Origin of the sequence: Nodosilinea nodulosa PCC 7104, assembly GCF_000309385.1 — a bacterium.
GTDB classification, from domain to species: Bacteria; Cyanobacteriota; Cyanobacteriia; order Phormidesmidales; family Phormidesmidaceae; genus Nodosilinea; species Nodosilinea nodulosa.
The window spans coordinates 3,201,785-3,215,766 of sequence record NZ_JH976537.1 but is presented as its reverse complement, the minus strand read 5'-3'; the positions used below and the strand labels follow the sequence as shown (position 1 = coordinate 3,215,766).

10 protein-coding genes are annotated in these 13,982 nt (G+C 58.6%); 4 read left to right on the top strand and 6 right to left on the bottom strand.

Annotated features, from left to right (window positions below; all coding sequences use genetic code 11):
• Positions 1 to 45 precede the first annotated feature (45 nt).
• The 3 genes from LEPTO7104_RS0114840 to murJ all read right to left on the bottom strand — a co-directional run bounded on the left by LEPTO7104_RS0114840 (position 46) and on the right by murJ (position 4,871).
• Positions 46 to 2,379 (bottom strand): ATP-dependent helicase, encoded by a 2,334-nt coding sequence (locus tag LEPTO7104_RS0114840; RefSeq protein WP_017299367.1) that lies wholly within the window; start codon positions 2,377 to 2,379, stop codon positions 46 to 48.
• Positions 2,380 to 2,483: 104 nt separating this feature from the next.
• Positions 2,484 to 3,149: a hypothetical protein gene (locus LEPTO7104_RS0114835; protein ID WP_026072729.1), complete on the bottom strand. Its 666-nt coding sequence runs from the start codon at positions 3,147 to 3,149 to the stop codon at positions 2,484 to 2,486.
• Positions 3,150 to 3,266: 117 nt separating this feature from the next.
• Positions 3,267 to 4,871 carry a murein biosynthesis integral membrane protein MurJ gene (gene murJ / locus LEPTO7104_RS0114830; RefSeq protein WP_017299365.1) on the bottom strand — a complete coding sequence of 535 codons (1,605 nt, stop codon included), beginning with the start codon at positions 4,869 to 4,871 and terminating at the stop codon, positions 3,267 to 3,269.
• A gap of 382 nt (positions 4,872 to 5,253) precedes the next feature.
• On the opposite strand from murJ, the gene LEPTO7104_RS40145 reads away from it, so the two are divergent.
• The 4 genes from LEPTO7104_RS40145 (at position 5,254) to LEPTO7104_RS0114810 (ending at position 10,027) form a co-directional block, all read left to right on the top strand.
• On the top strand, positions 5,254 to 5,412 hold the full coding sequence (locus LEPTO7104_RS40145) for a hypothetical protein (RefSeq protein WP_017299364.1): 159 nt from the start codon (positions 5,254 to 5,256) through the stop codon (positions 5,410 to 5,412).
• A gap of 97 nt (positions 5,413 to 5,509) precedes the next feature.
• Positions 5,510 to 5,956 (top strand): hypothetical protein, encoded by a 447-nt coding sequence (locus LEPTO7104_RS37005; RefSeq protein ID WP_017299363.1) that lies wholly within the window; start codon positions 5,510 to 5,512, stop codon positions 5,954 to 5,956.
• Between the two features lie 388 nt (positions 5,957 to 6,344).
• Positions 6,345 to 9,650: a PAS domain S-box protein gene (locus LEPTO7104_RS33980; RefSeq protein ID WP_040695460.1), complete on the top strand. Its 3,306-nt coding sequence runs from the start codon at positions 6,345 to 6,347 to the stop codon at positions 9,648 to 9,650.
• Positions 9,651 to 9,670: 20 nt separating this feature from the next.
• Positions 9,671 to 10,027: a response regulator gene (locus LEPTO7104_RS0114810; RefSeq protein ID WP_196358116.1), complete on the top strand. Its 357-nt coding sequence runs from the start codon at positions 9,671 to 9,673 to the stop codon at positions 10,025 to 10,027.
• Between the two features lie 122 nt (positions 10,028 to 10,149).
• Here the strand turns inward: LEPTO7104_RS0114810 and kefC are convergent, their stop codons facing one another.
• From kefC to LEPTO7104_RS0114795, 3 genes are all read right to left on the bottom strand, one after another.
• A complete protein-coding gene (kefC, locus tag LEPTO7104_RS0114805; protein ID WP_017299362.1) occupies positions 10,150 to 12,024 on the bottom strand; it encodes a glutathione-regulated potassium-efflux system protein KefC in 1,875 nt (624 codons plus the stop codon).
• Positions 12,017 to 12,652 (bottom strand): glutathione-regulated potassium-efflux system oxidoreductase KefF, encoded by a 636-nt coding sequence (gene kefF / locus LEPTO7104_RS0114800; RefSeq protein ID WP_017299361.1) that lies wholly within the window; start codon positions 12,650 to 12,652, stop codon positions 12,017 to 12,019. The genes kefC and kefF overlap by 8 nt, the downstream gene beginning before the upstream one ends.
• A 178-nt stretch (positions 12,653 to 12,830) precedes the next feature.
• Positions 12,831 to 13,853, bottom strand: coding sequence for a DNA topoisomerase IB (locus LEPTO7104_RS0114795; protein ID WP_017299360.1), 1,023 nt, complete (start codon positions 13,851 to 13,853; stop codon positions 12,831 to 12,833).
• Positions 13,854 to 13,982: the final 129 nt, after the last annotated feature.

The following is a 13,982-nucleotide window of genomic DNA, read 5'->3' as shown; positions in this document are numbered from 1 at the left end:
TGGGGATTTTGGCTGCTGGCGATCGGCCTCCTCCACCCCATCCCCTCATCTGGATACCCGCTCATCTGACCCTCCCCGCAGCCACTCCCGCAGGACGGGCAGCACCGGGCAGGGGTTTGCCGCCTGCACCGTCTCGGGTTTGCTCCAGGTAAAGGGAGCCTGCTGGGCCGCAGACATCCACAGCAGGCGCTTGGCGCGGGTCATGGCGACGTAGAGCAGGCGGTACTCTTCGGCGGCTTTGAGGTGCTTGGCCTGTTCCCAGGCGCTAACAATGTCGGGGATCTCGCCCCCTTGCCCTGGTTCACTAGGGCCGTGGGCGTAGGCGCGAATCTGGGCGCGGGCCACCTCAGCCAGGGTCAGGTCGCCCAAAAATTCGCCCTGGGGCGGCACCCACAGGATGCCGGGGATTGTTCTGTCGTGGAGGAACGGCAGAAACACCGCATCCCAATCGAGTCCCTTGGCTTTGTGCATGGTCATCAGGGTGAGCTGGCCGGGGCGGGTGTAGAGGGAGTCGGTGTCTTCGGTTTCGACGGCGGTGAAGCGCTCGGAGCCGACGATGTCCTGGAGCACATCGATCGCCGCTGCCAGCGTGTTTTCAGTGCGAATTTGCTGGCTGACGCGAGCGGCCAGTTTGTCGGCGGTGGCCAGCTCGCTCTGGTTGTAGCCCAGGGTCAGGCCAATGAAGGAGAACAGACTGTAGGGCGGCAGTTCGAGGCGCGATCGCAGCAGCCCCGTGCAGTAGCGCCGCGCCGTCCGGGCGGCCTCGGTGTCCGGCGGGGCATCCAGCGGGCCGGGGTAGAGAAACTGTTCCGGGGCCTGGGCCAGAGCGTTGAGATCCTGGGTGGGAATGCGCTTGCGATCGACCAGCACCCGCAACGCCCCCTTCAGCCGATCGGCGGAGTGGGGCCGCTCCATGAATTGCAGCAGAGCCAGCATGTCCTCTGGTACCCTAGTCTGTCGATCTTGTTCACCCACATCGTAGATCCTCAATCCCAGGGCGGGCAGGTCTACGCCCACCTGCTCAGGATCGCGCAGCAGCCCGCCCACAAACTGTCCCTGGCGACCCTCCCGCACCAGGATCGCAAAGCTGGTCTCGGGGTTCTCGGCATAGAGCTCGCTCACCCGCTGGGCCATCAGCTTCACCGAGTCTAGCGTGGTGGGCGGCGAGAGAATTTCTACGCCAGCGCCCAGGGGCTGAGGATTTGCCCCCGGCTGGGGATCACCTGCATCTACGGGGGCGATCGCCTGGTCGCGAAAGGGAGTCTCTGGCCCCGCCACACGCGCCTGATTCACCCAGGTCAACAGGTGGTTGGCGGCGGCCATAATCAGGCCGCTGCTGCGCCCGGCTTGATCCATCGTCACCAGGCGATCGATCTGGCGGCAGCGATCGCAAAACTGGTTGAAAAATACCGGGTCTGCCGGGGTGAAGGTGGAGTTGATCGCCTGGTTGGGGTCGCCCACCCGCACCAGGTTGGGCTCGCCCTCGGGGTCGTCGGGGTTGGCCGCCAGCAGCGTCAGCAGGCGGGTCTGCAGCGGCGACGAATCCTGCGCTTCGTCTTCAAACACCGCGAAGGTGCGCCCCTGCCAGAAGCGGCGACTGTCGGCATCTTCCAGGGTGCGCAGAGCACCCAAAATCATGTCGTCGTAGTCGATCCAGCCGCGCTGGGAGAGGACGGCCTGGTAGCGATCGTACAGACCCGCCGCGATGGTCAGCACATCGTAGTCTTCAACATCGCCGGGCAGGGCGTGGTTGACGTTTTCCGCCAGCATAACCAGGTCGGCGGGCATCAGCCCCGAGCTTTTGGCCTCGCGAATCACCGTATGGGCGAGGCTGGGCAGCACCTCGGTTCGCAGCACCGACTGCCGCCTCAGCTGCTCGGTCTCTTCGCCGTCGAACTGTCGCCCTTCAATGAGTTGGGAGTAGCGATCGGGGTTAGCGACTATCCACTGCTCCACGCAGGTGCGCAGAATGCGGTTATTTTGCGCCGGAGACACCAGGGTCAGGGTCTCCAGGTTCAGGTTCGAGAGTTCGGGGTTGCGGGTGGCAATGGTGAGGGCCAGCCCGTGCAGGGTGGAGACGGTAAAGCTGGTCTGGGGCAGGCCCAGTGTTTTCAGGTGCCCCCGCACCTTAGCCTTGAGGTTGGCCGCCGCCGATCGCGTAAAGGTGACCAGCACCAGCTGCCGGTTCAGGTGCAGCTGGTTCCGGGCGATCGCGATCGCCGCCGCCGCCGCCATGCCCGTCGATTTGCCCGACCCCGGCACCGCCGACACCGCCAGCCGACCGCCCTCCCAGTCGGCCAGGGCCTGCTGCCCCCGCCGCAGCCCGGCGCGAATCTCGCTCAGCGCCGCCTCTCGATCTACGGGTGTCGCCGTTACCATAGGACTTCTTCAGGGATTGCCCTACAAGCATAGCCGCAGGGTGAGTGGGTGAGTGAGGGCATAATTCTTCCCCACTACCTCATCGCCCCATCTTCCTCATTCCTTCACCAGGCCATCGGCTGAAAGTTACTGTCATTGGCAATCGTCACCGTATCCCCCGTTTGTTTAATCACAAACAGGCCCCGCTGGTAGGCATAGCGGTCTACCCCTTCATCAATTTCAATGCCCGCCACGGCACCGTAAATTTGATAATCCCCGTAGTGAGGGAAAGACTGCTTAAACCGCCCCAGGCAGCCCAAGAAGTACTCAACATCCTGAAGAGAGAGCCGTGATTTGACCTCAACGGCGACAGCAACATCTCCATCTACCGCAAAGATGTCGATTTCCATCTCGGCCCCTGGGCGTTGCGATCGCATACGGCGACTGACTTCCTGCACGTCAATGCCCCGCGCTTGAAACAGCCGCAGCACTGAAGGCTCCACTAGGTTTTCGACAAACTGACCCCAGCGAGTCGTGAGTCCATCCACTGCACGAGTAGTGTTATCGACAAGACGTTTGAGTTCTGCCATTGATCGGGCTGCTTCGGCAGCGCGGCGATCATCTTCAGCTTTAGATTCAGCCATTTTGCGGTCAAATTCAGCCGCACGGCGATCGGCCTCGGCCTTGGATTCAGCGGCAAGGCGATCGGCTTCGGCAAAGCGGCGATCGGCCTCAGCCTGAGAGGTTTGAAATAGGGCGTAAATATCGTCAAGGGTAATCGGGTCTGCCATGGTCTGCATCCTGCCGCTGCACGCTCACTACCATTATGCGACAGCCCTCCACCGTCCCCACCTCCCCCATCTCCCCCATCTCCTCATCCACCCCCTTACCCATCCACCCCCTTACCCCTACCGCCTCACCCGCTCCCCAAGCCGCGCTGCCAACTGCTTCGCCTCTGGAATCGGCAGCAGGAATGCCCCAACGATGAAGATCACCAGCCCCACCCCGCCCGGAATCACCAGCTGGAGCGCCAGCGCGCCGAGGCCCTCGGTGCCGAGCCAGGTTTCGAGCCCCTGGAGCGTGCCCCAGGCTGCGGTGCCTGCGATCGCGCTGAGCAGCGTCAGGAGGGCGATCGCCCCGCCCCACTCCCGCAGCGGCAGCCCCCGCAGCCGCCGGTGCAAAATTACCGTCAGCGCCAGGGTCGAAAACACATTCACCCCCACCGTGGCCAGCACCAGACCCGGTGCCCCCAGCCAGCGAATGAAGAAAAAGTCCAGCACCCCGTTCAGCACAATGTTGATCAGGCTAATGCGAAAGGGGGTTTGCCCGTCGCCCAGGGCGTAAAACACCCGCACCAGCACGTCGCGGGCCAGGTACACAAACATGCCAACGCCGTAGACCACCAGTAGCGAAGTCACCAGGGTCGAGGCCGCCGCATCAAAGGCACCGCGCTCGTAGATTACCCGCACAATGGGTCGGGCCAGCACCACAAACAGCGCCCCCAACGGCAGCATAGTCAGAGCCGTAAACAGCAGGCTCTGGCGAATGCGGGTCTTGAGTTCGGGCCAGTTTTCGGGCGCGGCCAGCCGGGCAAACATCGGCAAAAACGGCACCAAAATCACGTTGGAGATAATCCCCAGCGGCGTCTGCACCAGCAGGTTGGCGTAGCTCAGCGCCGCCGCCGTCCCCGGAAGAAACGAGGCAAAAAACAGGTCGGTAAACAAATTAATTTGCAGCATCCCCGACGACAGGGTGGCGGGCACCAGCACCCGAAACACATCCCGAACGCCGGGAAGCGACCAGTCAAACCGCAGCCGCAGCCCTCCCAGCCCCGACTTCCACAGCGCAGGCAGCTGGGCCAGCCACTGCAATACCGCCCCGCTGAGGGTGCTCGCCGCCAGCACCGCCCCGCCCACCATAAAGAATTCAGGACTGGCGATATCGCCGCCGATCGCGCCGTAGAGCAGCCCCAACCCCACCAGCACCGCCCCGCTAGAGAAAATCGGGCTAATCGACGGCAGCCAAAACTGGCTGTCCGCATTCAGCGCCCCAAAGCCAATGCCAATCAGCCCCGCCAGCATGGCCATGGGCGACATAATCCGCAGCTGCAAGACGGCGATATCCCGCGCCGCTGTGTCAGCCAGGGCAAGACCGGGAGCAATGGTATCGATAATTGGCCCGGCCAGCCCAAACAGCAGCACCGACACCCCCAGCAGCATCAGCCCCACCAGGGTATTGATCGCCTCGATCAGCGACGCGGTGTCTTTGCGATCCTGCCGGGCCACCACGCTGACGATCGCGCTGTGAAACGGCCCGTTGATGCCCCCCAGCAAAATCAGCAAAAAGCCGGGAATGATGTAAGCAAAGCTGTAGGCATCGGCCACCGGCCCCACCGCAAAGGCCGCCCCGATCGCCTGCTGACGAAACAGCCCGACAAACTTACTGAGGATGGTGGCGATAGCCACAATGCCCGCAATATTGGCGAGCGAGCGGGAGGGTTTCGCGTCTGACACAGGGCCTCGCAGAAGATGAACAGCATCTGGGCCAGGGCGGCATCCAGAACCATCCCCCATTTAACTGCATAATTGAACTAGCCCGCCGAGCTTATGGAGGGCAATACCCATGGTTCAAGGGCTTTCCTACCGTGCAGGTGCCTGCGGCTGGCCGGGGTTTTCTGGCCTCTGCGCAAGACACGAGCAGACCACAATATTAAAGTTTCCTGGCTTGACTTTTGAAAGAGCCACAATAGATCTATAGCGCCACTATCCCTGGGCATAGATCATCTCTCAGATTGGCCTAAAACTGGCTTCTTTAGCCATTGATAGCCAAGCCACGGAGCCAAAGCCGGGGAATCTGCTCCAGGAAGTGGCCTGGTCTCCGTCACAACATCCCACCATGTACGCTTCACAGCCAGAACGGCTACCCCCAGATCCCCAGACCCTGCGCCAGGAAAACCAACGCCTCCGGGCCGAGAACAAAGCCCTGCGCTCCGAAAACCAGCGACTTCAGCAGCTGGTTCAGCAGCTAGAGCGAATGGTGCGGCGCTATATATAGAAGGGCGCGATCGCCCTGTTCCGATCGCGCCCCCGCCCGGTGATTTTGGGCTGGCCATGGGTAGTATGTTTCGATAGACCCGCTGCCTCAGTTTGCGATGCTGCCTGCCCAGAACCCAAAACCCAAACACCGCCGCCGCCTGCTGATCGCCCTCATTATTGGGAGCGTGCTGGTGGTCAGCTTTCCGTTTGTGGTGGTTGGCGGGCTGCTGGCCCAAACAAACTTCAAGCAGTGGCAGCACTGCCGGGGCTATACCCAGTTCAACCCCACCCAGTGGAACGACCCAGCGCTCAGCTCCGGCCCTCAGTATGTTCGTCTCTGCATGGTAGATAAGCTGCTGGCGAAGTATCTGCTCCTGGGCCGGTCTCGGGCTGGCGTCCTTGAGCTATTGGGTGCGCCCGAGCCGGAAAAGAGCTTTCCAGACTACGACCTGGTCTACCTGCTGGGGCCAGAGCGCAAGTTCATCAGCATTGACTCCGAATGGCTGGTAATTAAGCTCGACGCGGCGGGCTACGTCAGCGACGCCAAGCTGATGACCGATTAAGGGCTTAGCCTGCGCAGCATCTCGGCCTCAAGCCATGCCGTCATCGAGGACGATCGCCCTCGTTACCGCTCACAAGCCTATATCGACCGCTGCGATCGCTCTTGTCAGCCATGCATAGGCCGTGGTGGCGGCTGCACAGGTTCTTGTCACCGCTCAATAGCTAGTTGACTCAATGGCTTAGATTCTCGGCATAGAGTCAACCTTTAGCTGCAAGTCCCTTTTGAGGATGTGCTCAAACAAAAACGGCATCAGCCTTGACGAACATCTATGAACACTATCTACTAGGTTATTGCCAATTAGCTAAGCTAATTTAGACATACGGGCTTAAACCCGCACCCCTGGTTACGGCTCCCTGCAATTTTGCTCTTAACCCACGATCTGGCTAGGTATGTCTGACGCATTGCCGCAACAGCAATTCACGGCCCTTACCCCCGAAAACGAAGCCGAACGATTGGCAGCGCTGCGTCGCTACAATATCCTCGATACGCCCTCTGAAGCCGCGTTCGATCGCATTACCCAACTGGCTGCGCGGTTGTTTGATATCCCCACCGCCCTCATTTCGCTGGTCGATGAATCGAGAGCCTGGTTTAAATCTTGCGTTGGCTTTGGCGCCAGTGAAGTGCCGCGTAACGACACACTGTGCAGTTTTGCCGTACTGACCAACAAGCCGCTGATTATTCCCGATGCCCGCCGCGACGATCGCTTTGCCTGCAATCCCTTTGTGCAGATGGAACCAGGTGTGCGGTTCTATGCAGGTGCGCCTTTGCTCACCCAGGATGGCTTTAATTTAGGCACGTTATGCCTGCTCGACAGTCAGCCTCGCGATCCATTAACCCCAGAGCAGCAGGCCACCCTGGTTGATTTAGCCGCTATGGTGGTCGATGAGCTGGAGCTGAGATCAGCAGCTACTCGGGTTGCCCAGGTCGATGCCGCGCTGCGATCGATTGTTCAAGGCACAGCCACCGTGGCGGGTGACGCCTTTTTTGATGCATTGGTTCGACATTTCGCCCAGGCTCTAGACGTAGATTATGCCTACATTGGCTTACTTGAGGGCGATGCTCCTAAAACGCTGCGCACGATCGCCATTTATGCCCACGGTCAACGCGTTGAGCACCTGACCTATCCCCTGCCAGGTACCCCCTGCGGAGACGTAATTGATCAGCGACAGGTTTGCTGCTACCCGCGCCAGGTGCAGGCTCACTTTCCCGATGCCCCCCTGCTCAAGCCCCTCGCCGTTGAAAGCTACGCGGCAATTCCCCTCTTTGACTCCAGCGGCGCAGTACTCGGATTGTTAGCGGTTATGGATAGCAAGCCGCTTGAGCATGTGAATTTAGCAGAATCTCTGCTGGCAGTCTTCGCCGACCGAGTGGCGACTGAGATCAACCGACAGCAGGTTGAGCGGGAGCGGGAGCGGTTTTTTGCCGTTACCTCAGATTTGCAGGTGGTCACGGGAGCAGACGGCTACTTTCAGTGGGTCAGCCCATCGTTCGAACGATTGCTCGGCTGGACGGTAGAGGAAATGATCTCTCGCCCCTGGACAGACTTCGTTCACCCCGATGATATCAACCCATCTACCTCCGAAACCGACAGTCTATTCTCGGGTAGTGAAACCCTGTCCTTTGAAAATCGGTATCGGCACAAAGATGGCTCCTATCGCTGGCTGCTTTGGAAGGCAAAACCGCAGCTAGACGAGCACACAATTTACGGGACCGCCATTGACATCACCGATTTAAAGCAAGCCGAATCTGCTTTGCGAGAAAGTGAGGAGCTAAAGCAGCGCATTCTGGAGAGCAGCAGCGATTGCATCAAAGTTTTAAATCTAGAGAGTGAAATTCTCTACATTAGTAGTGGAGGATGTCGCCTATTAGAAATTGACGATCCGCTCCCCGTTCTCAACACCAGTTGGATCAATTTTTGGACAGGCGAAGCCCAGGAGGCGTCGAGAACCGCGATCGCTGCCGCCAAGGCAGGCAACACCAGTCGATTTCAGGGCAGCTGTCCCACCTTCAAAGGCACCCCAAGATGGTGGGATAGCGTCATTACGCCCGTTCGAGATTCAGCAGGACAGGTGGTACAGCTGGTGGCGATTTCGCGAGATATGACCCAGCAAAAGCAAGCGGAAGACCTGTTGCGAGACAGCGAAGAGATGTTCCGCAGGATGGCCAATCATGCGCCTTTCATGGTTTGGATCACGAATCCAGACGGCTACTGCACCTACCTCAGCCAAAGCTGGTATGACTTTACCGGCCAAACCCCAGCAACAGGTTTAGGATTTGGTTGGCTAGAGCAGACTCATCCTGACGATCGCGCCGATGCCGAACGGAGGTTTCTAGAGGCCAATGAGCAGCAGCAAGCATTTCGATTAGAGTACCGTTTGCGAGGCAAAGACAATAAATACATTTGGGCCATCGACGCGGCAAGCCCCTGGTTTGGAGGCGATGGGCAATTTCAGGGATTCGTCGGTTCAGTTATTGATATCAGCGATCGCAAGCAAACCGAAGCGGCTCTGCAAGAAAGCGAAAGCCGCCTACGGTTGGCACTAGAATCTGCCAAATTAGGCACTTGGGACTTCAACCCGCTCACAGGCCTATTGAAATGGGACGATCAATGCAAAGCTATGTTTGGGCTGTCGCCTGAATCAGACATTAGTTACGACATCTTCCTGGCAGGGTTGCATCCAGAAGACCGCGATCGCACCGATCAAGTGGTGCAGCATGCGCTCAATCCCGAGCATGGGGGTAACTACGATATTGAGTACCGCACTATCGGCCTCGAAGATGGGGTAGAGCGATGGATTGCGGCGAAGGGGAAAGCATTTTTTAACCCAGCCGGAAATGCCATCCGCTTCATCGGTACTGTTCTCAACATAACTGGCATAAAACGGGCTGAGGCAGAACGTGAACAGCTACTGCAACGTGAACAGGCCGCACGGGAAACGGCTGAGGAGGCAAACCGGATCAAAGATGAATTTTTAGCAGTCCTTTCCCATGAACTTAGATCGCCCCTCAACCCAATTCTTGGTTGGACCCAGCTATTGCAAAAAGGCAAACTCGATGTAGCTCGTCAGCGGGAAGCCCTAACCATAATCGAGCGCAATGCCAAACTACAAACGCAGCTGATTGAAGATCTCCTGGACATCTCCCGCATTATGCAGGGCAAGTTGAGCTTAACGGTAGCTCCTGTTAGCCTAGCGCTTGTAGTTACGGCAGCCGTTGAAACGGTGCGACTGGCAGCAGAGGTTAAAAATGTTCAAGTCTTGCTTAACCTCACGCCTGAGCACTTTTCGGTGACTGGCGATGCCGCCCGACTGCAACAAGTAGTCTGGAACTTACTCACCAATGCGGTTAAGTTCACGCCAAACGGCGGGCAAGTAACAATTGAACTGCGGCAGTTCAATCACCTGGCTCAAATTCGCGTAACGGATACTGGAAAAGGCATCGATTTGCCGTTTTTACCCTATGTGTTTGAGTATTTTCGCCAGGCAGATGCCACCACGACTCGCAAGTTTGGCGGGCTGGGGTTAGGGCTAGCGATCGTGAAGCAAATTGTGGAAATGCACGGAGGTACCGTTTGGGCAGAGAGTAAGGGGGAGAACCAAGGCGCAATCTTTACTGTGCAGATACCCGTCAACCTCCACGAGCAACTAAATGAGCCAGAGCGACCTCTCCGCAGTTTTGCCCAGAGGTTCCTTTAAGCAATCTGAAAATTTTGCTGGTGGATGATGAGACCGATGCCCGTGAGTTTCAGGCATTTTTGCTAGAGCAAAATGGAGCGAGAGTAACCGCCGTTGCGTCTGGTTGTGAAGCCCTGCAATCTCTTGACCAATCCATTCCCGATGTATTAGTGAGTGATGTGGGCATGCCTGAAATGGATGGCTATATGCTGATCCAGCAGATTCGATCGCGTCCTCACCATCAAGGCGGCATGATTCCGGCGATCGCCCTCACGGCTTACGCAAGAGACTTTGATCAACAAAAAGCACTTCAGGCAGGATTTCAGGCTCACATTACAAAACCCATAGAGCCTGAGGTCTTGATGGGAAAAATTGTCAAACTCCTCAACCACCACTGACTTTGGGCAGAAGTCTACCCAAACTTTAAAGCCCATGGATGCATGGCACTAAAATAAGCATTTTGTGATTGCTGAAAGCCTTGACTTCTCGTAGCCTCAATTCAGGGCCACATCCCCATAAATTACGCTCCCTGCTTTCGCAGCGCCGTGGTATCCCAGGCCTGATCGACCTCTTGGGGCAGATCGAAGCTGTCGGATTGCAGCACATCCTCCAGGTCGGCGGAGAGCTGCTGCGACCTAGCCACCAGCTTCGACATGTCGTCGATCTCGGCCATCTCGCGCATGGCCTTGATGTCGTGGTGGCGAAAAATGCGGGCCGCCCGGTGAGCCTGGTAGGCGCGAAAGCCCAGTAGCTTCAGCGCTTCAGCCCCCATACTCAGAGCCGACTCGAAGGTTTCTCGCTCTACCACCACCACGTTGCGGCGCAGCAGATCGTAGGCGTGGCGGCGGTCAATTGCCCTCGCCAAAATCTTCAGGTGGGGGAAATGCTTTTGCACCAGGTCGATGGTTTGCAGCGATCGCTCCGCGTCGTCGATCGCCATCACAAACAGTTTGGCCTCGGCGGCCCCCGCCGCGTGGAGCAGCTCAATCCGCGACGAGTCGCCGTAAAACACCTTGTGGCCAAACTGGCGCAGCAGGTCAATGGTGGCCGGATCGTGGTCGAGCACCGTGGCCCGAACGCCGTTGGCAATCAGCAGCCGCCCGACAATCTGGCCAAATCGGCCAAAGCCCGCGATAATCACCGGAGTTTCGCCATCGTTGATGGTGTCGGGTTCCCGGTCATCGCCCCGCTCCGCAAATCGGGGCTGCACCAGCCGCTCATTGGCCATCATCACCAGAGGCGTGAGCGCCATCGACAGAGCCACCACCACCACCAAGGGCGCAGTGATGTCTGGCGGCAGCACCCGGCTCTGCTGGGCAAAGGAAAACAGCACAAAGCAAAACTCGCCCCCCTGGGCCAGGGCCATGGCAAACAAAAGATTCTGGCTAAGCGACTGCTTGAAAAACCGACCCAGGCCAAACAGCACCAGCCCTTTGATCAGCATGAGTCCCAAAACCAGGCCAAAAATCAGCAGCGGCTGGCGGGCCAGCACGTTGAAGTCAATGCTGGCCCCCACGGAGATAAAAAACAGGCCCAGCAGCAGGCCCTTGAAGGGTTCGATGTCGGTTTCTAGCTCGTGGCGATACTCGTTGTCGGCCAGCACCACCCCGGCGACAAAGGTGCCCAGGGCGGGCGACAGCCCCACCAGCTCCATGATCAGGGTAATGCCTACCACCAGCAGCAGGGCCGTGGCCGTAAACATCTCCCGCAGGCGGGTATCGGCAATGAAGCGAAACACCGGCTGCATCAAAAACCGCCCGGCCACAATGATGCCCCCCACCGCCCCCATCACCAGCAGGGTTTGCTGCCAGCCGGGCCTGCCACTGCCCGCTTCGGCGGTGGCCACCAGCACCACGCTATTCGCCGCAGCAGTATGGCCCATCTCCAGCAGCGGCAGCAGAGCCAGCATGGGAATTACGGCAATATCTTGAAACAGCAGTACCGAAAAGGAAGCCTGCCCCGCCTCGGTTTTCATCAGGCCCTTTTCGTTCAGGGTTTGCAGCACGATCGCCGTCGAAGACAGGGCCAAAATCATGCCGATGGCCAGGGCCATGGTCCAGGGCAGACCCGCCAGCACCGATACGATCGCGATCGCCCCGGTGGTCACCGCCACCTGCAACCCCCCCAGCCCCAAAATTGGCCCCCGCAGCTGCCACAGCAGCGAGGGGCGCAGCTCCAGGCCGATCAAAAACAGCATCATCACCACGCCAAATTCGGCGAAGTGCAGAATGTCTTCCGACTGGCCCACCAGCCCCAGCACAAAGGGGCCGATCAGCACCCCGGCGATCAGGTAGCCCAGCACCGAGCCCAGCCCCAGCCGCTTGGCCACAGGCACCGACAGCACCGCCGCCATCAGATAAATAAAGGCCTGATAGAAAAAGCTGTCGCTATGCATGGGGGGCCACCTCGGGGGTCAGCAGAATCTGGCTCAAGTCTTGATTGATCTGGGTCCGGTCGGCCAGCGCCGCCCAGTTGATCTGGTCATCTCGCAGAGCCTGAAGCAGGGTGCGGTAGTCCTGGGCGCGATCGCCAATTTCTGGGCCATCGCTCAGCTGGTGGGTGCCGTGGACCACGAACGGCGGCAGATAGACCATGCCGCACAGCCGCGCGGTCTGGGCAAAGGGGGCCAGCAGCTCGGTGATGGTGTAGTAGTTGTAGCCCTCGCGCCGGTAGGCGTCGGGAGTGCCGCCCGTAGAGATCGCGGAGAGGCATTTTTTGCCGTGCAGGGCGGTGCCCTGGTGGCCGTAGGCAAAGCCGTATTCCAGCACCAGATCTTGCCACTCTTTGAGCAGGGCGGGGCTGCTGTACCAGTAGAAGGGGTGCTGCCACACCACAATATCGTGGTCGACTAGCAGCTGCTGCTCGCGCTTGACGTCAATGTGAAAGTCGGGGTACTCCTCGTAGAGGTCGTTGATGGTGACCCCCTCTAGATCGGCGATCGCGCTCACCAGCTGACGGTTAATGCGCGATTTGTGGAGGGCAGGGTGGGCAAAGAGCACCAAAATCCGGTTGGGGGAAGTCATAGCTGTAGAGAAAGAGAGCAAATGGCCCTGGCGCAGAGCCAGCCTGAGCCCATCATCAGTTTTGCTATGGCAAATGTAAACGATCTGGGCCGTCAGCGGTGGTATAGCCGTTGCCCCAAAGGCTAAAAGGCTGCCTGGGTCGAGAGATTGAAGCAAAGCCCTCTGCCTAGAAAATATCCTACGAGGTCAGCAGTTTCAAAACGGCGCATTCGTGGGGGTCTAAATGTTTAATCGTTTCGCAGGTGGCCTGCATTAGGGGAACTAACTCACCCGCCAAATAGATTTCAGGCACCCTGGGATGGACGTAGTATTTACGGCAGGTGGCGGGGCGGTTCCCCAGCTGCTTGGCCACGGCTTTGATCGCTGCGGTGACCTGCTTGCTGTCCGGGGCTTCCGCCTGCCGTAGGGCCATGGCGGTCAGCTCCTGCGCTGCTAGGGTTGTCCCCGCCCAGGTGCGAAATTCCTTCGCCGTAAAGTCTTCGCCGGTGATGTGCTGCAGGTAGTCGTTGACATCTCCAGAATCGACCTGCTGCTTGTTGCCGTCGTCGTCGAAGTATTGAAAGACGGTGTAGCCCGGTATTTCGTAACACTGTTTGATGATTTTAGTGAGTCGCCTGTCGGCCAGCTCGATGCTGTGTTCAACCCCGCTCTTGCCCGTAAACTCAAAGTTGACCTGATGGCCCTCAATGGTGACATGGCGAGTGCGCAACGTGGTGAGCCCGTAGGACTGGTTAGAGCGGGCGTAGGCCACATTGCCGACCCGAATCAGCGTCGTTTCCAGCAGGCGAACGACTAGGGCGAGCACTTTTTCGCGCGGTAGGCCTTCCAGCTTCAGGTGTTTGTTGGTCTGCTGACGAATATCGCTCAGCGCCTCTCCAAAGGGAATCATGCGATCGAACTTGGCCAGGTTGCGAATCCGCTGCCAATCGGTGTGGTAGCGGTACTGCTTGCGGCCCTTGGCATCGCGACCGGTGGCCTGGAGATGGCCATCCTCAAAGGGACAAATCCACACATCTTCCCAGGCGGGGGGAATGACGATTTTCTGGATGCGATCGCGCTCGCTGCGATCGCGAATCAGTTCCCCATTCACGTCGAAGTAGCTAAACCCTCGGCCTGACTTCTTCCGGGTCAGGCCGGGCTGCTGGTCCGTCACATAGCGGAGCCCCGACTGACGGGCGATCTGTTTTGGTTCCTGATTCACTATACGTACGATCTAAATGCGGTCTAAACATGAACTCTCTATAGTCTTTACTAACGCATTTAAAAGACCAATATACCTATCAGTAGAAATGGCCTTTACAACCAGGTCCTACACCTTCTGTATCTTTGG